Source organism: Bacillus sp. LSHTCR4, from assembly GCF_057197025.1.
The window spans coordinates 59901-82645 of the sequence record NZ_JBXUNO010000003.1; the positions used below are offsets into that span (position 1 = coordinate 59901).

Consider the following 22745-nt stretch of genomic DNA (forward strand, 5'->3'; position numbering starts at 1 on the left):
GTTACAAGTTAACTAGCCTATAGTTTGACGGAAGATGTATGAGTTATTAACATGTCTGTTAACACATCTCTAAGTAGTTCTGGCATATAATATTGTTTGTCAGGAAGTGTGGATAGCTCTGGGTATAAGTAGCCAAATGTAAACATATCAATCGTTCCTACCGTATATATACGTTCTAATTCCAGCGATTCCCCGTTAATTAATACATCTTCGAGTAAAATTTTATTCCCGGGAATCGTATCTGGAATGACTTCTACACCAGCATACATCATTTTCCCCATCACTTTCCCACGGAATCCGAATCCTTTTACCTCAAGGTTCTCCATATTCGGGCGACGTGCTTTCAAGATCACTTCTCTTAACATTTTCCCCGGCACTTTTAATAGGCATGGATTAATTGGATGTGGACAAATTCTGTGAATATCTCCGCGCGTCACAACGCCTTCTTCTAATCCTTCAAGAAGTACACCAGCGTTCACCATGCCAATCTCTGCACCGCACCACGTTTTCAACGCATTTGCTAACATGTGCGAAAATGCTGTCTCATGAAACCAATCAACCGGTAATGATTCCTTTAAATGAACGACAGGCTCTTCCATAATATGTTCACTTTCTTCCTGCAGCGCTTCAATTGTGGATAACGGTTTGCTATAAGCACCTAAACGTTCTGTCTTAATCGCTCTACCGTCTTTTTTCAATAACTTCTTCGTCTCTTTATCCACAGTAAGCTGAACATGCCCAACGTAACGTCCCCACTTTTCACAACAACAAAGTAACGTATGATTCATAAGAACACCACGCTCAAATAAATGATGCGTATGTGCCCCTAAAATAACATCTATATCATAATGTTCCGCCATATACTCATCCATACTTTTTCCAAGGTGAGAAAGGACAACCGTTATATGAGCCTCATCTCTCACTTCTTCTAAAATAGACTCTAAATGCTCGATTGGATCTTCAATATGCCAATCTAACATTTGATAAAACTCTGGATACGCAACCGTTAATCCGATAAAAGCAATCGTAATCCCATCTGTCGTTGTATGTAATTTATAAGGCTTTGCCCACTCCGGACGTACACCTTCTTTTTCAAATAAATTCGCGACGAGCACCTCAAATCCAGCATCATTATATAGACGATTCAAATGCTCCTTTGCTAACGTAATTCCTTCATTATTTCCAATCGTTACATAATCATATAAAGCCTCATTTAAAAGCTTCGTATTGCCAAGCCCATTCGTCGCTTCCGAAATACTATGAAAACGATCCACATGATCGCCGATATCTACAGTCAAAACGGTCTCTCCCGCTTCCTGTCTTCGCTTTTTCTCTCCTTGTACAAACCGAGAAATTTGCGGCCAATTTTCAAAGTGACTATGTATATCGTTTGTATGATAAAGGTGGATGATTGTTTCTTTATTTATATTCAGAGAAAAAACCTCCTCTCAGTTCCTTACTGCCATTTACGCTACACGTACGCAATAATCCTGTAAATACTTTTCGTCTTTTCTTGCTATTTTACATTGTACTCGCATTGTGAGAAAAAGCAAAAGATTGTCCTTTTTATATGAGAAACTTTATTTTTCTAGTTTGTGGATGAGTTGATAAAGCGGGGCTTTGTCAGAAAGTTTGTTGAGTGGTTTTACGAGTATTTTGGTGGATTTCCTTGTGGGTTTGTCAGTTTCTTAGCCTTAACTACTTCCATTCGGCCACCTTATGGATATCATCTAAATATTGAGGGGTATATGCCCCGCTCTGCTATGCCGTAATTTGTTGATAAGTCGATATCCCTTGTCGTAATCGCCGATATATTCCGAGTTGTGATCGATATATTTGAAAAATCGCTCATATATTTCAATTTATACTAGCTGGGGTATAACCCTAAAAACATACCTTGTAACACGACATATGTCGTGTTACAATTTCATCATAAGGCGGCGAACCATAAAATGGATAAAGAGATATTAAAAGGAAGTATTGATATTTTACTTCTCTCCATCATTAAACAGCACGATACGTACGGATATGAAATTATTCAAAAACTAAAAGAAAACAGCAATGATTTATACACAATGAGCCAAGGTACACTCTATCCCGCACTCAAACGTCTGGAACAAAAGGATTTAATCAATTCCTACTGGGGTGAATCTGAAACTGGTATGAAACGAAAGTTTTATCGCATTACTACGAGCGGAAAGAAAATTTTAGAAGAAAAACTAACAGCGTGGGACTCAGTTTCGGCTCTTATTAAAACTTGTCAGAAATGAGCTTTAAATTAATGACGATTGAAGAATACATAAAGAGTATCGTTCAAAAAACAAACCTAGCGCAATCTGGTAGAGACGAACTATACTTCGAAATTTACGATCATCTTACAAGCTTAAAACAAGAATTTCTCAATCAAGGAAAATCTGAAGAAGAAGCTACTACATTAGCCCTTCAAAACTTCGGAGAAGCCTCTACTTTAGGAACTGAAATTGACAAAGCAATGCAATCTTCTACGCAAAAATATGTACAGTGGATTGGCTGGGGATTATTTTTACCGTATTCGTTTGTTTTATTATTTAAACTGCTGCTCGGGAGGCCAGCCGTTTACTTTTATGATTTGAAGTATTTATTTGAAACGGGAGACTGGCGCTTTATACATGGTGGATTAATAAACTTAATTCCTCTCAGAAGTACAATCAGCTATCTAAGTGGTTTCGATCCTACCCATTTACTAGACCTTTATAATATAGACATCGTACTTATGAATACATTAGGAAACGTCATCATATTCATCCCATTCGGATTCCTTCTACCTTTATTATTTAAACAAATAAACAATGTAAAAATGGCATCCAAAATTTTTATTAAGTTTATTTTATTAATTGAATCGTTACAACTCCTTACTTTTACTGGTGTTTTCGATATTGATGACATCATATTAAATATGTTAGGTGCTTTAATTGGGTATGGTTCTTTTGTTGGGATGAAGTATATTTGGGACCGTGTTAAATCTGTGGATAAAGTGGATACGATTTAGGAGTGGGGTATATAACTCTCTCTGCCATGTCGTAATTTGTTGATAAGTCGATATCCCTTGTCGAATCGTCGATATATTGAAATAATCGCTGATATATTCCGAGTTATGTTCGATATATTTGAAAAACCGCTGATATATTTAGCTGAACACCCACCCGGGTATCATAACTCCACCCAATTTCAGATAAACAAAACAAAAAAGCGCCCTGCACAGCAGGGCGCTTTTTTGATACATATATTAACCGATAGAACCTTCCATCTCAAACTTGATTAGGCGGTTCATTTCAACTGCGTATTCCATTGGAAGTTCGCGAGTGAATGGCTCGATGAAGCCCATTACGATCATTTCTGTAGCTTCTTGCTCAGAAATACCGCGGCTCATTAGATAGAATAATTGTTCTTCTGATACTTTCGATACTTTCGCTTCGTGCTCAAGTGAAACGTAATCGTTTTTGATTTCGTTATAAGGAATTGTATCAGATGTAGATTGGTTATCCATGATTAACGTGTCACACTCGATGTTAGAGCGAGAGTTTTTCGCTTTTGGTCCGAAGTGTACGATACCACGGTAAGTTACTTTACCACCATGCTTCGCAATCGATTTAGAAACGATTGTTGAAGACGTGTTTGGTGCTAAGTGAATCATTTTCGCACCAGCATCTTGGTGTTGGCCTTTACCAGCAATCGCGATAGATAATGTTAAACCACGAGCGCCTTCGCCTTTTAAGATAACTGCTGGGTATTTCATCGTTAATTTAGATCCGATGTTACCGTCAATCCATTCCATCGTTGCGTTTTCTTCACAAACCGCACGTTTTGTAACTAGGTTGTATACGTTGTTCGCCCAGTTTTGGATTGTTGTATAACGGCAATATGCATCTTTCTTAATGATGATTTCTACTACCGCACTGTGAAGTGAGTTAGTCGTGTAAACAGGTGCTGTACAACCTTCTACGTAGTGTACGTGTGCGCCTTCGTCTACGATGATAAGCGTACGCTCGAATTGTCCCATATTTTCAGAGTTAATACGGAAATACGCTTGAAGTGGTGTATCAACTTTAACACCTTTTGGAACGTAGATGAATGATCCACCAGACCAAACTGCAGAGTTTAATGCAGAGAATTTGTTGTCTGTTGGTGGGATTACTTTTCCGAAATGCTCACGGAAAATATCTTCGTTCTCTTTTAATGCGCTATCTGTATCTTTGAAGACGATTCCTAGAGCTTCTAGGTCTTCTTTCATGTTGTGGTATACAACTTCAGATTCGTACTGTGCAGATACACCAGCTAAATATTTTTGCTCAGCTTCTGGAATACCTAATTTATCAAATGTTGCTTTAATTTCATCAGGTACTTCATCCCAAGACTTCTCAGATTTCTCAGATGGTTTTACGTAGTACGTAATTTCATCGAAATCTAAGTCGTTTAAGTCGCCGCCCCATTGTGGCATTGGCATTTCATAGAACTTATCCAGTGATTTTAAACGGAAGTCTAACATCCACTGTGGTTCTTCTTTCATACGTGAAATCTCTTCAACGATCTCTTTTGTTAAACCGCGTCCAGCACGGAAAATCGAAACGTCTTTGTCTTTGAAACCATATTTATAATCGCCGATATCTGGCAGTTGCTTCGCCATGTTGGTGTGTCCCTCCTTAGATAACCTCGTTTTTAGGAACCTTTAACATTACTTATCTTCGTTTAAGCCCTTTTCTAACGCTTTCCACGCTAATGTTGCACATTTAATACGTGCCGGGAACTTGCATACGCCTTGTAATGCTTCAATATCTCCTAAATCGATGCTGTCATCGTACTCTTTTCCTAGCATCATGTCAGAGAAAATTTTAGAAAGCTGAAGCGCCTCTTCAATTTTCTTACCTTTTACTGCTTGTGTCATCATTGAAGCTGAAGACATTGAGATAGAACATCCTTCTCCTTCAAACTTCGCTTCTTGCACAATACCTTCTTCTACTTTCATCGTAAGTTGAATACGATCACCACAAGTTGGATTGTTCAAGTTCACTGTAACACTATCTTCTAACACGCCATGGTTACGAGGATTTTTGTAATGATCCATAATAACTTGACGATATAACGTATCTAAATTATTAAATGACATTTGTGAAATACTCCTTTGTCTTGATTAGCGATTCAACAAATGTATCAATTTCTTCTTTTGTATTATATAAATAGAAGCTCGCACGTGCTGTTGAAGAAGCTTTCAGCCACTTCATAAGCGGTTGTGCACAGTGGTGTCCTGCGCGAACTGCAATACCTTCTACATCTAATACTGTCGCTACATCGTGAGGATGTACGTCTTCAATATTAAATGTAACAAGACCAGCGCGATGCTTTGGACCATAAATTGTAACGCCATCTACTTCTGATAGTCTTTCTAAAGCGTATTGCGCTAATTCATGCTCATGCTTTTCAATATTATGAAGACCGATTTCTTCTAAGAAATCAATTGCCGCACCAAGTCCGATTGCATTACCGATAATCGGCGTACCTGCTTCGAACTTCCACGGAAGCTCTTTCCAAGTAGATTCTTGTAAATCTACGAAATCAATCATTTCACCGCCAAATTCAATTGGCTCCATATTGTTTAGCAATTCTTTTTTACCATATAATACGCCGATACCTGTAGGTCCACACATCTTATGAGCAGATAGTGCGTAGAAATCACAATTTAAATCTTGTACATCCACTTTCATGTGAGGTGTACTTTGTGCACCGTCAACGACCATAATTGCGCCATTTTCGTGTGCAATTGCTCCGATTTCTTTTACAGGGTTAATCGTTCCAAGTACGTTTGATACTTGCATAATAGAAACGATTTTTGTATTCGGTGTAACTGTTTGACGAACATCTTCTAAAGAAATTGTACCGTCTGGTTGAAGCGGAAGGTATTTTAAAGTTGCGCCAGTTTTCTTCGCAACTTGCTGCCACGGAATGATGTTACTATGGTGCTCCATGTAAGAAATAACGATTTCATCGCCTTCTTTTACATTTTCAAGACCATAGCTAGCCGCTACTGTATTTAATGCAGTTGTCGTTCCGCGCGTGAAAATAATCTCTTCCATTGATTTCGCATTAATAAACTTGCGAACTTTCTCGCGTGCACCTTCATACGCGTCGGTAGCTTTCGTACCGAGCGTATGAACACCGCGATGCACGTTAGAGTTATATTCTTTATAGTAACGTTCTAACGTTTCAATGACTTGAATTGGTTTTTGAGAAGTTGCTGCACTATCGAAATAAACAAGTTGTTTGCCGTTCACTTTTTGATCAAGAATTGGAAACTGTTTGCGTATTTCATGAATATTCATTAGCGAACTTTCCTTTCAATTACCTCAACAAGCTGTGCTTTTACTCCTTCGATTGGAAGCTCATTAACTACAGGTGCTAAGAATCCATGGATGACTAAACGTTCTGCTTCGCGTTTTGGAATACCACGGCTCATCAAGTAGTATAGTTGGACTGGATCTACGCGACCTACTGAAGCTGCGTGACCTGCCATTACATCATCTTCGTCGATTAAAAGAATTGGGTTTGCATCACCGCGAGCTTTTTCATCTAACATAAGAACGCGAGAAGATTGTTGTGCATTTGATTTAGATGCACCGTGTTCAATCTTACCAATTCCGTTAAAGATAGATGTTGCGCTATCTTTTTGTACACCGTGTTTTAAAATCCAACCTTCAGAGTGTTTACCGAAGTGAACAACTTTAGTTGTAAAGTTTTGTGTTTGGTTACCACGGCCAATTGTTACTGTTTTCGTATCAGCATATGAACCGTCGCCCATTAAGTTTGTAACGTTCTCTGAAATTGTGTTTCCGTCATTCATAAGGCCTAGAGCCCAATCAATGCGGCCGTCGCGTCCTACAACGCCGCGGCGGTTAACGTAAGTTGTTACGTCTTTTGCTAATAGATCAACCGCACCGAATTTCACTTGTGCGCCTTGTTCCACGATTACTTCTGCTACGATATTTGCAATACCTTTAGCATTTTCATTTGCAACGTAGTTTTCTACATAAGTTGCAGTACTGTTCGCATCAGCTACGAATAATACGTGGTTATATACGTTAGCTTCTTCGCCGTCTACTAAGAATACAGCTTGAAGTGGAGTTTCAAGAACAACGTTTTTCGGAACATATACGAATGCACCGCCGTTGATTAATGCAGCATGAAGTGCAGTTAGACGATGCTCGTCTACCTTCACGCCGTCTTTCATTAAGTACTTTTGTACTAGTTCAGCATGCTCAGTTGCAGCTGTTACGATATCTGTAAAAATAACACCTTTTTCTTTTGCTTCGTCTGCTAAAGAAACGAATGCAGTTGTACCAGTACGTTGCACTAATACGCTGTTATTTTCATCGATTAAGTTTTTCACTGCTTCTGGAAGCTCTATTAAAGAACTTACAGGCTCTTGCTTAGCAGCGTCGCCTTTTCCGATAAAGTCCCATTTTTCAATTTTCGTTTTATCAGGCGTTGGCATTGGAAGTTCAGTTGCTTGTGCAAGAGCTTGTAAGCGGAACTCAGTCAACCAAGCTGCTTCGTTTACTTCGCTTGCGCGTTGACGGATTGTTTCTTGATCGAAAGGTAATGTACCGATTGTCATGTTTATGCTCCTCTCTTACGCTTCTTGCTCTGTTGTTTCGTCTTCAATACCTAATTCTTTTTTAATCCAGTCGTAACCTTCAGCTTCTAGACGTTGTGCAAGCTCAGGGCCACCAGATTTAACGATACGACCGTTCATCATAACGTGAACGAAGTCTGGAGTGATGTAGTTTAATAAACGTTGGTAATGCGTAATCATTAGGCAACCGAACTCTTCGCCGCGCATTTCGTTAATACCTTTAGATACAACTTTTAATGCATCGATATCAAGACCTGAGTCGATTTCGTCTAAGATTGCGATTTTTGGCTCAATCATCATTAATTGAAGAATTTCATTACGTTTTTTCTCTCCACCAGAGAAACCTTCGTTTAAGTAACGTTGTGCCATTTCTGGATCCATTTCTAGGAATTCCATGTTTTTATCTAATGTACGGATAAATTTCATAAGAGAAATTTCATCGCCTTCTTCACGACGTGCGTTAATTGCAGAACGTAAGAAGTCAGCGTTTGTTACTCCGCTAATTTCACTTGGATATTGCATTGCTAGGAATAGACCTGCTTGCGCGCGCTCGTCTACTTCCATTTCTAATACATCTTCACCGTCGATGATGATGCTACCTTCTGTTACTTCATATTTTGGGTGACCCATAATTGCAGAAGATAAAGTTGATTTACCTGTTCCGTTAGGTCCCATAATTGCGTGGATTTCTCCACCTTTTACTTCAAGGTTTACACCTTTTAAAATTTCTTTGCCATCAATTGATACGTGTAAGTCTTTAACCGTTAATGTAGAACCAGCCATCTCAATACCTCCATTAATCCTATATATACATTTTAAAAATTCCTAAAACGTTCATATTCTCATTTTATTCTCATTCTAATTTTATATCAAATAAAATGATATCGCAAACGACGAAAAAAAGTAACAATTTTTTCACAAATGTATATAAGTATTTCCTTCACATCTTTCTATGATACACCTTTCTTCTTATTTATATAAAGAAAAAAGGACTGGTAATTTTCCAGCCCTTTCCTTATATTTATTCACTTACCGGAAGTACAGCACCTTTATATTCTTTATTAATAAAATCTTGAATTTCTTTTGAATGCAGTACTTCTACTAGCTCTTTAATTTCTTTTTTCTTCTCGTCACCTTTACGAACTGCAATAATATTTGCATACGGAGAGTCTGATCCTTCAATGGCAATAGCATCCTTTGTTGGATTTAATTTCGCATCAATTGCATAGTTTGAATTAATAAACAAAGCATCACCTTCATTATTTTCATATAGCTTCGGTGAAAGTCCAGGCTCAACATCTGTTTTAAACTTTAAGTTTTTCGGATTTTCTACAACATCTTTTACTGTTGCTTTCACAACATCTACTCCATCTTTTAATTTAATAACGCCGCCTTTTTGTAATAATGCTAGCATACGGCCACGCTCCGCTACGTTATTACTCATAATCACTGTCCCGCCATCTGGTAAGTCTTTTAAGCTTTTATATTTCTTAGAATAAATACCCATTGGCTCTAAATGGATTTTTCCTGCGTTTACAATTTTATATCCTTTTTCTTGGATTTCTTTATCTAAGTAAGGAATGTGTTGGAAATAGTTCGCATCAATTTCCTTATCCGCTAATGCTTTATTTGGCAATACATAATCTTGGAATTTTTTAATTTCTAATTTAATACCCTTTTTCTCTAATATCGGCTGTGCCTTTTCTAAAATAACAGCGTGAGGCACGTTAGAAGCTCCCACAACAAGCTTATTCTCCTCTTTCCCTCCGCAAGCAGCTAACGTAAATACAGACAGCGCTGTAACAACTGACAATAGAATCTTTTTCATATGATATCCCCTTCTCCCGTATAGTTATGTAGTTATAAAAAGGGCCGGCATACACCAACCCTTCCGCAGCAATTATTCTTTTACAGGAACAACTGCCCCTTTATATTCTTTATTAATGAAGTCTTCAATTTCTTTAGAATGTAATACTTCTACAAGAGCTTTAATTTCTTTTTTATCTTTATCACCTTTACGAACAGCTACTACGTTTGCGTATGGTGAATCATTATTTTCGATTGCAATTGCATCTTTTTCTGGATTTAACTTCGCATCAATTGCATAGTTCGAGTTAATTAGAACCGCGTCGCCTTCTTTATTGTTATACACCTGTGGCAATAAACCAGGCTCAATATCTGTTTTGAACTTTAAGTGTTTCGGGTTATCCGTGATATCTTTTGGAGTTGCTTTCACTGGATCTACCCCATCTTTAATTTTTAAAATGCCTTCTTTTTGTAAAATTGCTAAACCACGTCCATGGTCAGCAACTGAATTACTCATAATAATTGTCGCTCCGTCTGGAAGTTCTTTTAAGCTCTTATATTTTTGTGAATATACACCAATCGGTTCTAAATGAATTTTTCCTGCTACTTCAAAATCATATTTTTTATCTTTCATTTCTTTTTCTAAATACGGAATGTGCTGGAAGTAGTTAGCGTCTAGATCCTTATCTGCTAACGATTTATTTGGCAACACGTAATCTTGGAATTTTTTCACTTCTAATTCAATTCCTTTTTTCTCAAGTAACGGTTTTGCCTTTTCTAAAATTTCAGCGTGCGGTACGTTAGAAGCACCAACAACAAGTTTCTTTTCATCTTTATCTTTCCCGCCACAAGCAGCTAACCCAAAAATTGAAGTTGAAATCAGTGCTGTAAGTAATAATTTTTTCATTTGAAACATCCTCCCGTTTTTTATTATCGTTTATCTATTCGAGTCGTTACACGATCACCAATCCACTGAATGAAAAATACAACTAGTAATACACAAATTGTCGCAACGATTGTTACATCGTTATTTCCTCGTTGGAATCCTTCTAAATAAGCAAGTGTTCCAAGGCCACCAGCACCAACAACTCCCGCCATTGCTGTATAGCCTACTAAAGCAATTGTCGTAACCGTAATACCAGATACTAATGCTGGTAACGATTCTGGAATTAACACTTTCAAAATAATTGTGCTTGTTTTTGCTCCCATTGCTTTTGAAGCTTCAATTACCCCTTTATCAATTTCACGAAGTGCAATTTCAACCATTCTGGCGTAGAATGGTGCCGCTCCAATAATTAAAGCTGGAAGTGCAGCACTCGCTCCAAGAATTGTTCCAAGCAGAATCTTTGTGAATGGGATTAATAAAATGATTAAAATAATGAACGGTATCGAGCGGAAAATGTTTACGAACGCTCCAATCGCTGTATTAACCGCTTTGTTTTCCCATAAATTATCTTTCGCTGTCATAAAGAGTAACAATCCTAAAATAAGTCCTAAAACAAATGTCGCAAGAGCTGCGATTGCCGTCATATATAACGTTTCACCAGTTGCTTCTAACATTTGATTCCAATCAACATTTGTGAGTAATTTATCCATGTGCAATCACCTCCAGCTCTACTTGATCTTGATGTATTCCCTCTATTGCTTGCTGAATCGCTGTTTCCTCACCATTTAAATGAACAACTAAACTACCGTAAGAGCCATTATTCGTTTGTGCGATATTTCCTTGTAAAATGCTCACTTCTATATCACTGCGCTGCATTAATCTTTGAAGCACTGGTCTTTCTACAGCCTCACCGATAAACTGCAAGCGAATTACTTTTCCATCTGGATATTTTTCAATTAAACTTTCAATCGTTTCATTTGTATCTTCAGAATCCGTTAACTGCTGTACAAATCGTTTCGTAATGTCTTTCTGCGGATTACGGAATACATCAAGTACTGGACCCGTTTCCACAATCTTTCCTTTCTCCATTACCGCCACTCGATTACAAATCTTTCGAATTACGTGCATCTCATGTGTAATAAGTACAATTGTTAAACCGAGACGCTTATTAATATCTAATAATAAATCTAAAATTTGATCTGTCGTTTCTGGATCAAGAGCTGACGTCGCTTCATCACATAAAAGTACTTGTGGGTTATTAGCTAATGCTCTTGCAATACCAACGCGTTGCTTTTGTCCTCCGCTCAGCTGAGATGGATACGCGTCTCCTCTTCCTTCTAATCCAACAAGATGAATTAGCTCATCAACACGTTTTCTTCTCTTCGCCTTATCAACACCTGCAATTTCAAGTGGGAACTCGATATTTTCACGTACAGTTCGTGACCAAAGTAAGTTGAAGTGCTGAAAAATCATTCCGATTTCTTGCCTTGCCTTACGAAGTTCGCTTCCTGTAATTGCTGAAATGACACGATTTGCAATTGTAATTTGGCCAGAAGTTGGTTTCTCCAACTGATTGAACAATCTAATTAAAGAACTTTTTCCAGCGCCACTATATCCGATAACACCAAATATTTCACCTTTATCTATTTTTAAATTGGCATTATCTACAGCAGTGACATCACCGCTTTTTGCTTTATATATTTTCTTTACGTTTTCTAATAAAATCATGATGTTCACCCCTTTTTGTTTGGACATACTCCGCAATTTTTTATTTTTGATGCGTGTAGTCCACCGTTCTCATTACTTTTATTATTTGAATGTCCTCCACATTCAAACAACAAAAAAACCTTTCCGCTTTAGAGAAGCAGAAAGGTTTATATGCGTATATAACAACATTATCCCTCTCTCTCATCTCTCAAAGCATTTGCTTTGCAGGAATTGGCACCATTTCAACATAAGTTGACGGTTGCCGGGCTTCACAGGGCACAGTCCCTCCACCTCTCTTGATAAGAGAAATCAGATTACATTTTCGTCTGATTTGTAATTTATGAAATTGTCTATATTTTATGAATTGAATTGTATCAATATCCACACACCATGTCAACAGAAATTTTCGCAAAAAATGAAACTTCAGAATTTTAAGCACCTACTGACATCGGTTTACATATATGAAACATCGATTCAACTAAGAGCATCGTTCGATACGTTCCCGAATATTGTACACGTCCATCGTTCATTAACGTTTGCAATCGTACATTGCCATTCACCAATTGTTTTACATCTTCTTCATCAACACAAACGATTTGCTCCGTTCCTCTTTCCTCATGTAGCAGCTCGATATAATCTCTTGAAATTTGTAACGAACAACTTTCATCTCCAAAGCGGAAATTAACAGTTTTTTCTCCTTGTCTTAAAAGTGGCTCTAAATGATATTGACCATTAGCATAATTTACAAATGATTGCAGCAAAGAATATAATTTCACTCTAAATCACATCCTTCATATCACTTTCTATTACACATACCATTCCCTCTCACTAAAGAGCAATCCTGTTACTTTCGCTCGACAAATACTGTAACCACCCTGCATCTCGACATATTTCCCAAGAAATATGTCGAGGCGGCAAAAACTTTGCCGCCTACTTTAATTCCGTATATAAATATTCAACCGAATGAAATGCATATATCTTCTTCATGAGTGTCCCATTTTCAAAAACAAGTAAACACGGTACACTTTCGATTCCATACTCTTTCGCGAAATGCGGAGCATAATTTAAATTTAACATTCCAATTTTGAGGCCTTCAATTGTCATCTCAACGACTGTTAACATCTTTTTTGCTAATTGGCATGTTCCACACATTGGAGTATATACATATAACACTGTTTTTTCTTCATTCTCTATTAGGGCTGTAGCTTCGGCTCCTGTCCAGTCAATCACTTCTATCATTCCTTACCGTAAATATTCTGTATAAACGTCAATGTCAGCTCCCCATAATACATTTGCTAAGTGTGAAGATGGCGCTGTTGCCACTTCCCGGTACGAGCGATCAATATAAATATGCTCTGCTTGCGGAAATTCTTTTCGAAATTGTTTCCTTAACTTTTCTCCAGCATCATCAGCATCCACTAGCACATACACTTCCTTATCAAAAAACTGATCAACGAGCTCATCCATTTTCGACAAACCAATTGTACCATTTGTACAAACAATTTCCACCGGTTCCCGAATAATAGATTCAATCTTTCTTCTATCTGATGTACCTTCTACAATAATGACTTTTTCTACATAAATCATATGTCATCACCCGATCACCATATACTATACAACCTTTAACTTAGTATATAGTATATTCGTTATTTTCATGTTGTTTCCTGTTTATTTTTGCAAAAGAAAAGCGCAAGCGGCTCGTTCAGAACAGGAGGGCACCCGAACTCCTGAACTAGAGGCGCCTTTTGCCTTAAGTGAAGGAATGAAATGACCGACTGTTCTAGCCGCTGGAGATGGACAATGAAAAACGAAAACAAAAAAGTTTTTTCAAAAAACGTTCTCCCACACGATAATTAGTATATGATTCTACGTTCATTATTTTACACAAAATAAAAAAGGACAGCACAAAGGCTGTCCTTCAGTCGACTATAATTAGTCTTGGTTTGTCATTTCTGCATATTTTTCAGCAGTTAATAACTTTTCAACTTGGCTTGCATCAGAAAGTTCAACTTTAACCATCCATGCACCCTCGTATGGAGATTCGTTAACAAGTTCTGGTTGGTCACTTAATTCTTCGTTTACTGCTACAACTTTACCGCTTACAGGTGCGTATAACTCAGAAACTGTTTTAACAGATTCTACGCTTCCGAATGGCTCGTCAGCTTCGATTGTTGCACCTACTTCAGGAAGTTCAACGAATACGATATCGCCTAGCTCACCTTGTGCAAAGTGAGTAATACCGATAACAACTTCATTACCTTCAGTTTTTACCCATTCGTGTTCTTCAGAGTAACGTAAATTATTTGGAATGCTCATGACTGTACCTCCAGTGAATGTATTAATTATGTAAAAATACCTTATTGGTACTTTTTCCACACACTTTCAAACTGCTCTTCGTTAAAACCAAGTGTTACCTTCGTTCCATCTGTTACAATTGGACGTTTAATCAACATGCCATCAGATGCTAAAAGCTCATACATTTCGTCTTCACTTGCATCTTTTAACTTATCTTTCAGACCAAGTTCACGGTAACGCATTCCACTTGTATTAAAGAATTTTTTTAATGGTAATTCACTTTTTTCATGTAAATTACGTAAATCTTCTTTTGATGGTGGATTTTCAACAATATGAATCATCTCATATGCTACATCGTTTGCCTCAAACCATTTCTTTGCTTTTTGACATGTGCCACACTTTGGATATGAATAAAATGTTACTGTCATAAATTCACCTACTTTTTTACTAACCTTTACCTTTATCATATAGAAAACGTTTTATTATTTCAAACGATTATTCGCTAAACTTTTACTTATTTCGTGATAATTTTTAATAATCCTGCAAATTTTTCTTATTTTTCCGCCATTTGTTAAGAAAAAATAAATATATAAATTTTTTAGATTCCTTCCCCATCCCTTGCCGAACATCTATCTTAAACAAACGTTTGATTAACTCCCTATTTTTCTTTGTTCACCCTTGAGCTGCAACACTTTCTCCCTACCGAACATATCCCTTAAACAAACGTTTGATTAACTCCCTATTTTTCTTTGTTCACCCCCTGAGCTGCATCGGTTTCTTCCTACCGAACATACATCTTAAACAAACGTTTATTTAACCATTTCATCCTATAGTCACAAAACGTGGAAACACTTTACATGACAAAGGCTTACAGATAAAAGGAACTAACGATTTTGACCGTAGTAGTGAGCCCATAAAAAAGTTATTAAGCGTATCATCAATAAAGCAAAAGTAACTACTCCTGAGAATATGAAATTCAAATTACTGACTGAAATATAAAAAGAAGTGCCCTTGCTTAGAGACAGGGCACTTCTTTTTTATCATCAATCTAAAGGTAAACGTATCCTTCATTAAAGTAAAAATGTATAGTTCTCTACTTTTTCGTAATTTATTCAAAATCTTTGCGGAACCGCCACTAGCTCATTTACATCATTATCGTTAGCTGAGGTAATTATATTTTTCTACGTACTACATAAAAAGCTAAGAAACCCATAATAATAGGTACAACTAAACTAGAAGCATATGCACTAGTAATAGTAAAAAGAGAGAGTATAAATATATAGATAAGAGCTAGTCCAATAAATACAGGAATTCCAACTCGAAACTTCCTACATTGTTTTATGTTCCTGTATAACACTTCTCCAATTAGGCAAGCTATAAGATCTAATACACTACCAAATATGATGAGAATTACAATAAATCCAACTATGTTAGGTAAACCATTCTCGTTAGAATAACTAGGATCAGAAATATACGGTATTAAGAACCATATGATAGTAAAAGTAAGCAGACTTGCAGCATAACTAATTAAAAATTCCCTCAACGTAATCATCCCCATAAATTTCTAATATTATCTTCATTGTATGGCATAATGCTCTATTATTGATAGCAAGACTACCATCCACGAAATTGCTAATTGCATGAAATAAAAAAGACGCATTTAAATTGATGCGTCTTTTGGCGATGTTTCTTTTGTGAAATCATATAAAGCAATTGCGCCTAAAATAACCAGTATACTTTCAGGGACATCTAACAAAATAGTTCTCCAAGTTTCTGATATTACCCATTTAATCCCTGCCGCTGATTCAAGATATGTTTGAAAATAACTGATTGTAAAATCAATTACAAATAAACATACAAGTAATGTTAGACCAAATCGAATTAATTTCTTGTTTGTAAACATGTAACACCTCTCAAAATTCATTGGATATTTCTGTTTTCAGTTCTCTATATACAAAAATCCCTATATTTAATTTTAACATACAAAATATCCAAATAAATACAATATGCATATTTGCATATTTCGTGAACATTAAGGAAGTACTGTTAATAAAAAAGCCCTACAATTGTAGGACAAAATCGCTTTACAAGTAATCGTATAAATAACGGCATCATTTGAACCACTATATAACCGATTTCTGGATGCGCTTCATTAAAACTTTATAATTAAATCCGCAATAGCTGATAAAAAATTATAAATTGGTATCATTACTCTTGCATACGTTGTAAAGCTTTCGTGAGCTTCTCAATCATATTGTTATATTTGCTTCTGCATAAAAAATAAGAAGCCTAATTTACAGGCTCCCTCATCATCTATTCAAATAATCTGCGATGGTTTGAAATACGACGATGTACATATTATGAATACTTTCTTCTGTATTTCCGCCATTCGATAAACCAACTGCCCATTGTTGTCCTTCACCACTTCCGATATTTGCAAACCCTTGCGTATACATGGCATTTACATCTTTTCGGGCACTGTTATACTCTATCCCTTTTGTAATAAAAATCGAATATGATTTATCTTGTAAACCGATAAAAAACACTGGTTTCTTTAGCGATGAAAATACATTTTTATACTGATCTGTTGAGGCTTCTTGAAAGTGATCTTTCATTATTAGAAAACCATCTACTTCCTTAGATTTCTTCTCCAGTTCCTCTAAATTCATTTCCTCAAACTTTATATTCCTAAACGTATCTTTCGGTTTTTCTCCAACAACTCCAATTACGAGTGCTCTTCCGTTATATTCTAATTTCTCTCCTTCTTTATCCTTTGCACACCCAGCACTCGCTAGGCATATCAATATAAAAACTAAAAAATACGATAAACGCTTCATTTAGCACCCTCCCCTTCTTTTCAGTCAAGTGACAAAAACGTAAGGTGAATTCAAGAAAATGTAAGCAAAATCGATAGCCCAAATTGCGTTTCTATATTATAATCAATTGAATTTACTTACATTACTAAACATAGGAGATTATCATGAAGAAATTTAAACTTTCATCTTTTCTTCCGTTAAGTTATATACTTCTACTCGTACTCGTAAGTCCCCTTTACGATGTATTAAATAAATCGGCTGTACACGCAGTAGATGTCACAACTGTAGTAGATGATTGGATTCCATTTGTGAAAGCATTTATTATTCCTTATTTACTTTGGTTTCCTTACTTATACGGCGCACTTATTTATTACTGCTTTGCAGATCGAAAGCAATATTATGTCACTTTAAGTAGTGTCATTCTTGGAAAACTTGCTTGTTTTTCTATTTATTATTTTTGGCAGACAACTGTACCACGTCCAAACGTTGTTGGATCAGACGTGTTTTCCGAACTAGTCCGCTATATTTATAGTATCGATCAACCGGTGAACTGTTTCCCTAGCATTCACGTTCTTACTACATTTGTTATTATGTTAGCTGCCTTTAGACGTAGAGAACAACATGCTTTTGAATATTACATTCTTACCTTCTTCGGTACACTTATTATTTTATCAACGCTATTTACGAAGCAACATGCATTTGTAGACGCCATTTCCGGAATGACGCTTGCAAGCATACTTTACTTCGGCGTGCAGCTATTATTAGCAAAAGAAACGGTACGTGTTCCAGTAAAACAAAATCAAAAAATGTAAAAAGCAGACTGTGGCTTCTCAGTCTGCTTTTCTCTATATAAAAGAAGATTTTCAATTTAAGATTGCGGTACAGTCATATCACCAGAGTGAATACGACCTGCTTTTTTTAGAGCAATGTAAAGTATATAAGAAACAGCTACTGGAATGATGATATAAGTGATTACCATCGCTGGGACAACTTCCCACCCTTCGCTGGAAATTAAATTAATTGGTGCGATAAGAGAGCTTAATCCAAGACCTGCAATTTCTTTTCCTGCTTCCAGTTGGAAAATTAATGCGGATACAGGACCAACTATAGCACTGGCGACGACAGTTGGGACGAGAATCATTGGATTTTTAGTGATATTTGGCAACTGTACTTTTGGAGTACACAGAGCTTGAGCTAATATACCACCTAAATTATTTTCTTTCGCTGAGATGACAGAGAATCCGATAAACTGAGCAACACAGCCTGCAAGAGCAGCACCACCTGCAACACCGTCTAAGCTAAGTGCGATCGCTAACGCAGCTGATGAAGCTGGCGAGATAAGTAATAGTCCCCAAACGACTGCAATGACGATAGAAGCGATAAACGGGCTACCAGCTGAACTATCTTTAATGAATGCTCCAACTGCATTTAAAACAGGAGTAATATTATGAGATAACCAAATGCCGACTAAACCAGAACCTAATATTGCCGCAAATGGAACGAGCATCATATCTAACGCAGTTTTTCCACTTAAACGTTTACCAATATATACAGCTAAAGTCGCTGTTAATAATGCACCGATTGGCTCACCTGTTTTAATAATTAGACCTGCTTCAGTAATTGAAATGGATCCGGCACCAATCGCTCCAGCTACCATAGCTGAGAAGATTACAAGTCCATTTGCACCGAGCATAAAAGCAATTCCGGCACCAATGGCTGGTGCCATAAGTGATTTTGCAACAACTCCGATTGTAATAAGCAACGGAATATCAACAATTCTTCCTATATTTTCGATTAGTAAACCAATTCCAAGGGATACGAAAATACCTTGTGCGATTCCAGCTGATGCTTTAAATACACGAGACATTATATATTCCTTCATTTGTTTCACCTTCTCCTATAAGTTAGTAGCCAATTGTTTTCATATAATCACGTAAAATGTCGTTTGATTTTGCGAATCGAGATTCTTCATCCTCTGTTAAATTTAGTTCTACAATTTCTCTTATACCATCTCTAGTAATAATAGCTGGCACTCCTGTACAAATATCATATTCACCATACTCACCATCTAAAATAGCTGATACAGCAATGACACGATGATCATCGTTAAAGATTGAGTTTGCAATATATGCTAGAGAGTTTCCGATTCCGTAATAAGTAGTACCTTTTCGTTTATAAATTTCCCATCCGGCTTTTGCAGTCTTCTCAACGATTTCATCTAAATCTATTTCACCAAATCGTTCTTTTTGTTCTTCTAAAATTTGCAGAATTGGTTTTCCACCAACAGTTACGTGTGACCAAGCAACCATTTGAGAATCACCATGTTCCCCTAATGAATACCCGTGAATACTGCGAGGATCTACATGTAACATTTCAGATAAAATTGTTCTTAAGCGAGAAGAATCTAGTGATGTACCAGTACCGATTACACGATTTCTAGGTAATCCAGATAATTTCCACACTTCATATGTAATAATATCAACTGGGTTCGATGCAAGTAAGAAAATACCATCAAATCCACTTTCCATTACGCCGCTAACAACACTTTCCATAATCTTTGCGCTTGCTCCTAAAGTATCTAAGCGACTTTGCCCTGGTTTTGGCGCTGGTCCTGCTGTAATAATAACAATGTCCATATCTTTGCAGTCTTCATAACTTCCTGCATATACTTTTGTTCTTGTATTTGTAAAGTTAATGCAGTGTGATAAATCCATTGCTTCCCCAACTGCACGTTCATGATTTATATCAATTAATAATAGCTCTTCGCAAATGCCTTGATTCACAATGGAATATGCACAACTTGATCCAACTAATCCAGTACCGATAATTGCAATTTTTCTTGTATGTCTTTTCATAGCAATCTCTCCTAATTGATCATATAATCTATTTCTTTTGTTCTTTACACTCCTAATTATAGAGATTCCCACGATAGAAACCATGGATACTTTGTGAAATGTTGAACAAAGTTTTTGTCCTTTTTGTGAATTGTCATATTCCATTTTCGTCATATTTGTTACAACTGGAAAAATATTTATTATGTATTTATTGACATATACAAAAAGAAAACGAGCGAATAGATTCGCTCGTTTTCTTTTTCCTGTTATTCCGCACTTAATTGGCTTTTTAATTGTTGTACAATCATCGGATTTGCAGGTGCTGCCGGTTTGTAATAACTCTTTTGCTTTGCATACTCATACATATTACGTTGGCGCATTTCATCTTGATTACGAATTTGAATTAACGTTTGGTGTAACTGTTCATTATCAGACTGAGCAATATAATTTGCATAACTTGTTAAACTTGCATTTAATCCTGCTAAATAATCATTTACCATATCTTTTTCATTCATTTTCCGCTTCCTCCTATCCTAGGAAAGTCATTAATTGCTGTTTCGTATTTCGTGCATCTTGCGCATCTTTTTGTAGCATTTGTTTCAGTTGTGGATCTGTACACGTCTGTGCATACTGCTCCAACTTGTTAATAATTGTTGCGTGTCCACCAATTAAATGACGTAAGTTTTCTACTTCAAGCTCTGTTAAATTTTGCATGGAATACTCCTACCTTTCTTCTTTCATTCTTCTTTAGTATTCTGCTCTTTTTAAATCGTATTCATGAAAAAGCTTTCTTACATTTCAAATCAATCACATCTATTTATAAATACAAAAAAATGTTATAATTACAGAAAAATACAAATATTCAAAAGCTAACCTTATAATAACAGTATAATCCTCAAACAAACCATGGTAGGTGTGCTCATGCAAAAATATGTTAAAGTTACCTTCTTTATCATTTACGCAATCCTCTATGTAAAATTGTTGATTGATATATTAACTTTAAAGCCATTACTCACTTCTATACCGTTACATATGTTATTTCTCATTTGCTTTTTATTTATAACACTTAACAATTATAAAAATCGTAACACTACGTTTTTCTTAGTATTTATTAGTGCAACTCTATTAGTAAGTATTAGTTTCATTAAACGTATTCTTATATAAAGGAGCAATAAATATGAAAACACATGACTTCCTTACAGAAATCCAGAAGGGCTCTGAGCCTAGTCCCTATCAAGATCCTATCGTATTCAGTTTCGTTTGCTTTTTCTTAGCCATATACACATTTTTCAAACCTGCAAAATAATATCATTTAATTCGAAAAAGCCTATCGTCCTTTTCGAATTATATGCACTAAAAAACCTTAGAATCACTTCTAAGGTTTTTAGTTGTCTCGCTTCTTATTCACGCTTTCATTCCATGTAATCCCTTAATAAACGTTTCCAATAATACATGTAAACTCATATCCAGATCTAACGGCAAACCAAATCCACCTTGCTGTTCAATCGACGCAAATCCGTGACAAATACTTCTGAATCCACGTGTCGCATGAAGTGCATTCTCTCCTTCTAAGCCGTACTGTTGTAAAACTTTCAGACAAAGCTTTACAATTCCGTCACCTGCTTTCCTTACTTCTTCATCTCGTAAAAAAGTTGCTTCATACAGTCCAGGATGTTTGCGTACGAATGCTACATATACTTCTCCTAATGCATGAATTGCTTCATCCGTACGTTTATCCTCGGCTACTTCTTCTAGCTTGTTATGCAGCTGTTGTATTCCGTAAATACCAAGATGTTTCCGTACATCTTGTAACCCTTTTACATGATTATATAGTGAGGGAGAACGTATCCCTAACCTTTGCGCTAATGAAGCTAACGTTACTTCTTGTATTCCATTTGCATCTGCTATTTCTGCTGCTGTTTCTACAATTTTTTGTAATGTAAGTCCGATTCTCGGTGACATCAATTAACCCTCTTTCCTACTTTCTATATTCCGCTTCGCTTCTTTAATAGCAAGCTCTATGAAAGCCACTGGATCGTTTATCATTTTTCCATGTCCTGCCGCAAGCAAGGAAGGCTCATATTCTCTTAACTTCTCTGCACTTTGTAATGATATGTCTTTGCTCCACGTTGCCATCGCCGGAAACGGAAACCAAAATTTCATTTGTCCTGAAACAGCCATACCTCCTCTTGTTTGGAATGCATCCCCGACAATCAGAGCTTTATTTCTTACATCAAGAAACGACATGGAGCCTGGCGTATGTCCCGGTGTCATAATCGCAAGAAGCGATCCAACTCGGTCGCCATCTTCTAATAAAATATCAGGTACCGTTTTTATCTTTTTAGGTACACCGCCTTTTATTGGCGTATTTGGTTCATCCTTTTGTAACGTCGTATCTCCTTCTAACAGCTTTGCGTCCCGCTTAGAAATATAGACTGGAACATGAGGAAGTACTTCCTTTAATGCGTCTAATGCACCGATGTGATCATCATGCGCATGTGTTAATACAATCTTAGTAATTGGTTTTCCTATTCTCTCAGCCGCCTGCAAAATACCTTTTGCGCTATATGGCAAAGCCGTATCAATTAAAGTTAAACCATCTTCTTCCTCCACAAAGTAACAATTCACAGGAAACACTCTTGGCAAAAATGACAATTGATATACCGTTTTTTCATGCATCATTCTCATATTCCCATCTCCCTTTTCACGAAAACTAATACTATTAGTTTTATTATACT

General features: G+C 36.6%; 27 protein-coding genes and 1 riboswitch. Of the genes, 3 read left to right on the forward strand and 24 right to left on the reverse strand.

What is annotated here, in order from left to right; translation table 11 throughout:
* Positions 1-17: 17 nt before the first annotated feature.
* The gene (locus AC2CGR_RS19895) at positions 18-1433 is read right to left on the reverse strand and encodes a bifunctional metallophosphatase/5'-nucleotidase (protein WP_346655053.1); all 1416 of its coding nucleotides are present in this window, start codon (positions 1431-1433) and stop codon (positions 18-20) included.
* A gap of 519 nt (positions 1434-1952) precedes the next feature.
* On the opposite strand from AC2CGR_RS19895, the gene AC2CGR_RS19900 reads away from it, so the two are divergent.
* Both AC2CGR_RS19900 and AC2CGR_RS19905 read left to right on the forward strand, forming a co-directional pair.
* Positions 1953-2270: a PadR family transcriptional regulator gene (locus tag AC2CGR_RS19900; RefSeq protein ID WP_131100984.1), complete on the forward strand. Its 318-nt coding sequence runs from the start codon at positions 1953-1955 to the stop codon at positions 2268-2270.
* 11 nt (positions 2271-2281) lie between these two features.
* On the forward strand, positions 2282-3028 hold the full coding sequence (locus tag AC2CGR_RS19905) for a VanZ family protein (RefSeq protein WP_484481087.1): 747 nt from the start codon (positions 2282-2284) through the stop codon (positions 3026-3028).
* 237 nt (positions 3029-3265) lie between these two features.
* Here AC2CGR_RS19905 and sufB read toward each other — a convergent pair whose 3' ends face one another.
* The 17 genes from sufB to AC2CGR_RS19990 all read right to left on the reverse strand — a co-directional run bounded on the left by sufB (position 3266) and on the right by AC2CGR_RS19990 (position 17194).
* Positions 3266-4663 (reverse strand): Fe-S cluster assembly protein SufB, encoded by a 1398-nt coding sequence (gene sufB / locus AC2CGR_RS19910; protein WP_001118827.1) that lies wholly within the window; start codon positions 4661-4663, stop codon positions 3266-3268.
* Positions 4664-4711: 48 nt separating this feature from the next.
* Positions 4712-5143: a Fe-S cluster assembly sulfur transfer protein SufU gene (gene sufU / locus AC2CGR_RS19915; RefSeq protein WP_000009523.1), complete on the reverse strand. Its 432-nt coding sequence runs from the start codon at positions 5141-5143 to the stop codon at positions 4712-4714.
* Entirely contained in the window at positions 5133-6353 is a 1221-nt protein-coding gene (gene sufS / locus AC2CGR_RS19920) for a cysteine desulfurase SufS (protein ID WP_001020769.1), read from the reverse strand. The genes sufU and sufS overlap by 11 nt, the downstream gene beginning before the upstream one ends.
* On the reverse strand, positions 6353-7645 hold the full coding sequence (gene sufD / locus AC2CGR_RS19925) for a Fe-S cluster assembly protein SufD (protein ID WP_270708510.1): 1293 nt from the start codon (positions 7643-7645) through the stop codon (positions 6353-6355). Before sufD ends, sufS begins: the two co-directional genes overlap by 1 nt.
* 15 nt (positions 7646-7660) lie before the next feature.
* Entirely contained in the window at positions 7661-8446 is a 786-nt protein-coding gene (gene sufC, locus AC2CGR_RS19930; RefSeq protein ID WP_000929160.1) for a Fe-S cluster assembly ATPase SufC, read from the reverse strand.
* 238 nt (positions 8447-8684) lie between these two features.
* The gene (gene metQ / locus AC2CGR_RS19935; protein ID WP_000722401.1) at positions 8685-9491 is read right to left on the reverse strand and encodes a methionine ABC transporter substrate-binding lipoprotein MetQ; all 807 of its coding nucleotides are present in this window, start codon (positions 9489-9491) and stop codon (positions 8685-8687) included.
* 72 nt (positions 9492-9563) lie between these two features.
* Positions 9564-10376 (reverse strand): methionine ABC transporter substrate-binding lipoprotein MetQ, encoded by an 813-nt coding sequence (gene metQ / locus AC2CGR_RS19940; protein WP_087968587.1) that lies wholly within the window; start codon positions 10374-10376, stop codon positions 9564-9566.
* 23 nt (positions 10377-10399) lie between these two features.
* Positions 10400-11065 (reverse strand): methionine ABC transporter permease, encoded by a 666-nt coding sequence (locus tag AC2CGR_RS19945; protein WP_000359556.1) that lies wholly within the window; start codon positions 11063-11065, stop codon positions 10400-10402.
* Complete coding sequence (locus tag AC2CGR_RS19950) at positions 11058-12083, reverse strand: methionine ABC transporter ATP-binding protein (protein ID WP_000601755.1); 1026 nt, start codon at positions 12081-12083, stop codon at positions 11058-11060. The genes AC2CGR_RS19945 and AC2CGR_RS19950 overlap by 8 nt, the downstream gene beginning before the upstream one ends.
* Positions 12084-12260: 177 nt before the next feature.
* Positions 12261-12368: riboswitch (SAM riboswitch) on the reverse strand.
* A 125-nt stretch (positions 12369-12493) separates the two neighbouring features.
* A complete protein-coding gene (locus AC2CGR_RS19955) occupies positions 12494-12838 on the reverse strand; it encodes a hypothetical protein (protein ID WP_048542324.1) in 345 nt (114 codons plus the stop codon).
* A 154-nt stretch (positions 12839-12992) separates the two neighbouring features.
* Complete coding sequence (locus AC2CGR_RS19960) at positions 12993-13301, reverse strand: thioredoxin family protein (RefSeq protein WP_087968588.1); 309 nt, start codon at positions 13299-13301, stop codon at positions 12993-12995.
* A gap of 3 nt (positions 13302-13304) precedes the next feature.
* Complete coding sequence (locus AC2CGR_RS19965; RefSeq protein WP_000640869.1) at positions 13305-13649, reverse strand: toprim domain-containing protein; 345 nt, start codon at positions 13647-13649, stop codon at positions 13305-13307.
* Positions 13650-13994: 345 nt separating this feature from the next.
* Positions 13995-14378: a glycine cleavage system protein GcvH gene (gene gcvH / locus AC2CGR_RS19970; protein ID WP_000026896.1), complete on the reverse strand. Its 384-nt coding sequence runs from the start codon at positions 14376-14378 to the stop codon at positions 13995-13997.
* A 41-nt stretch (positions 14379-14419) separates the two neighbouring features.
* Positions 14420-14785: an arsenate reductase family protein gene (locus AC2CGR_RS19975; RefSeq protein ID WP_000218967.1), complete on the reverse strand. Its 366-nt coding sequence runs from the start codon at positions 14783-14785 to the stop codon at positions 14420-14422.
* A 743-nt stretch (positions 14786-15528) separates the two neighbouring features.
* The gene (locus AC2CGR_RS19980) at positions 15529-15900 is read right to left on the reverse strand and encodes a hypothetical protein (RefSeq protein WP_484481088.1); all 372 of its coding nucleotides are present in this window, start codon (positions 15898-15900) and stop codon (positions 15529-15531) included.
* A 117-nt stretch (positions 15901-16017) separates the two neighbouring features.
* Positions 16018-16281 (reverse strand): DUF3937 family protein, encoded by a 264-nt coding sequence (locus AC2CGR_RS19985; RefSeq protein WP_087968590.1) that lies wholly within the window; start codon positions 16279-16281, stop codon positions 16018-16020.
* A gap of 385 nt (positions 16282-16666) precedes the next feature.
* On the reverse strand, positions 16667-17194 hold the full coding sequence (locus AC2CGR_RS19990) for a hypothetical protein (RefSeq protein WP_087968591.1): 528 nt from the start codon (positions 17192-17194) through the stop codon (positions 16667-16669).
* Between the two features lie 143 nt (positions 17195-17337).
* Between AC2CGR_RS19990 and AC2CGR_RS19995 the strand changes: the two genes are divergently transcribed.
* Positions 17338-17985, forward strand: a complete 648-nt coding sequence (locus tag AC2CGR_RS19995; protein WP_087968592.1) for a phosphatase PAP2 family protein — start codon at positions 17338-17340, stop codon at positions 17983-17985.
* A gap of 56 nt (positions 17986-18041) precedes the next feature.
* Here the strand turns inward: AC2CGR_RS19995 and AC2CGR_RS20000 are convergent, their stop codons facing one another.
* The 6 genes from AC2CGR_RS20000 to AC2CGR_RS20025 all read right to left on the reverse strand — a co-directional run bounded on the left by AC2CGR_RS20000 (position 18042) and on the right by AC2CGR_RS20025 (position 22695).
* Positions 18042-19055, reverse strand: a complete 1014-nt coding sequence (locus tag AC2CGR_RS20000; protein ID WP_000666169.1) for a PTS sugar transporter subunit IIC — start codon at positions 19053-19055, stop codon at positions 18042-18044.
* 22 nt (positions 19056-19077) lie between these two features.
* The gene (locus tag AC2CGR_RS20005) at positions 19078-20028 is read right to left on the reverse strand and encodes an L-lactate dehydrogenase (RefSeq protein ID WP_071722396.1); all 951 of its coding nucleotides are present in this window, start codon (positions 20026-20028) and stop codon (positions 19078-19080) included.
* A 245-nt stretch (positions 20029-20273) separates the two neighbouring features.
* Entirely contained in the window at positions 20274-20522 is a 249-nt protein-coding gene (locus tag AC2CGR_RS20010) for a spore coat protein (protein WP_001002987.1), read from the reverse strand.
* Positions 20523-20535: 13 nt separating this feature from the next.
* The gene (locus tag AC2CGR_RS20015; RefSeq protein ID WP_001180555.1) at positions 20536-20721 is read right to left on the reverse strand and encodes a hypothetical protein; all 186 of its coding nucleotides are present in this window, start codon (positions 20719-20721) and stop codon (positions 20536-20538) included.
* 690 nt (positions 20722-21411) lie between these two features.
* Positions 21412-21969 (reverse strand): TetR/AcrR family transcriptional regulator, encoded by a 558-nt coding sequence (locus AC2CGR_RS20020; RefSeq protein ID WP_087968594.1) that lies wholly within the window; start codon positions 21967-21969, stop codon positions 21412-21414.
* 3 nt (positions 21970-21972) lie between these two features.
* The gene (locus AC2CGR_RS20025; RefSeq protein ID WP_087968595.1) at positions 21973-22695 is read right to left on the reverse strand and encodes an MBL fold metallo-hydrolase; all 723 of its coding nucleotides are present in this window, start codon (positions 22693-22695) and stop codon (positions 21973-21975) included.
* Positions 22696-22745: the final 50 nt, after the last annotated feature.

Excerpts from the sequence above, each read along its gene's own strand:
- AC2CGR_RS20005 (WP_071722396.1), bottom strand. The coding sequence starts at position 20,028 with ATGAAAAGACATACAAGAAAAATTGCAATTATCGGTACTGGATTAGTT.
- AC2CGR_RS19945 (WP_000359556.1), bottom strand. The coding sequence starts at position 11,065 with ATGGATAAATTACTCACAAATGTTGATTGGAATCAAATGTTAGAAGCA.
- AC2CGR_RS19960 (WP_087968588.1), bottom strand. The coding sequence starts at position 13,301 with ATGATAGAAGTGATTGACTGGACAGGAGCCGAAGCTACAGCCCTAATA.
- AC2CGR_RS19950 (WP_000601755.1), bottom strand. The coding sequence starts at position 12,083 with ATGATTTTATTAGAAAACGTAAAGAAAATATATAAAGCAAAAAGCGGT.
- AC2CGR_RS19900 (WP_131100984.1), top strand. The coding sequence starts at position 1,953 with ATGGATAAAGAGATATTAAAAGGAAGTATTGATATTTTACTTCTCTCC.
- AC2CGR_RS19975 (WP_000218967.1), bottom strand. The coding sequence starts at position 14,785 with ATGACAGTAACATTTTATTCATATCCAAAGTGTGGCACATGTCAAAAA.
- sufC (WP_000929160.1), bottom strand. The coding sequence starts at position 8,446 with ATGGCTGGTTCTACATTAACGGTTAAAGACTTACACGTATCAATTGAT.
- AC2CGR_RS20010 (WP_001002987.1), bottom strand. The coding sequence starts at position 20,522 with ATGAATGAAAAAGATATGGTAAATGATTATTTAGCAGGATTAAATGCA.
- AC2CGR_RS19990 (WP_087968591.1), bottom strand. The coding sequence starts at position 17,194 with ATGAAGCGTTTATCGTATTTTTTAGTTTTTATATTGATATGCCTAGCG.
- AC2CGR_RS20000 (WP_000666169.1), bottom strand. The coding sequence starts at position 19,055 with ATGAAGGAATATATAATGTCTCGTGTATTTAAAGCATCAGCTGGAATC.
- metQ (WP_000722401.1), bottom strand. The coding sequence starts at position 9,491 with ATGAAAAAGATTCTATTGTCAGTTGTTACAGCGCTGTCTGTATTTACG.
- AC2CGR_RS20015 (WP_001180555.1), bottom strand. The coding sequence starts at position 20,721 with ATGCAAAATTTAACAGAGCTTGAAGTAGAAAACTTACGTCATTTAATT.
- sufU (WP_000009523.1), bottom strand. The coding sequence starts at position 5,143 with ATGTCATTTAATAATTTAGATACGTTATATCGTCAAGTTATTATGGAT.
- metQ (WP_087968587.1), bottom strand. The coding sequence starts at position 10,376 with ATGAAAAAATTATTACTTACAGCACTGATTTCAACTTCAATTTTTGGG.
- sufS (WP_001020769.1), bottom strand. The coding sequence starts at position 6,353 with ATGAATATTCATGAAATACGCAAACAGTTTCCAATTCTTGATCAAAAA.
- sufB (WP_001118827.1), bottom strand. The coding sequence starts at position 4,663 with ATGGCGAAGCAACTGCCAGATATCGGCGATTATAAATATGGTTTCAAA.
- AC2CGR_RS19985 (WP_087968590.1), bottom strand. The coding sequence starts at position 16,281 with ATGAATTTTGAGAGGTGTTACATGTTTACAAACAAGAAATTAATTCGA.
- AC2CGR_RS19905 (WP_484481087.1), top strand. The coding sequence starts at position 2,282 with ATGACGATTGAAGAATACATAAAGAGTATCGTTCAAAAAACAAACCTA.
- gcvH (WP_000026896.1), bottom strand. The coding sequence starts at position 14,378 with ATGAGCATTCCAAATAATTTACGTTACTCTGAAGAACACGAATGGGTA.
- AC2CGR_RS20025 (WP_087968595.1), bottom strand. The coding sequence starts at position 22,695 with ATGAGAATGATGCATGAAAAAACGGTATATCAATTGTCATTTTTGCCA.
- AC2CGR_RS19965 (WP_000640869.1), bottom strand. The coding sequence starts at position 13,649 with ATGATTTATGTAGAAAAAGTCATTATTGTAGAAGGTACATCAGATAGA.
- AC2CGR_RS20020 (WP_087968594.1), bottom strand. The coding sequence starts at position 21,969 with ATGTCACCGAGAATCGGACTTACATTACAAAAAATTGTAGAAACAGCA.
- AC2CGR_RS19995 (WP_087968592.1), top strand. The coding sequence starts at position 17,338 with ATGAAGAAATTTAAACTTTCATCTTTTCTTCCGTTAAGTTATATACTT.
- sufD (WP_270708510.1), bottom strand. The coding sequence starts at position 7,645 with ATGACAATCGGTACATTACCTTTCGATCAAGAAACAATCCGTCAACGC.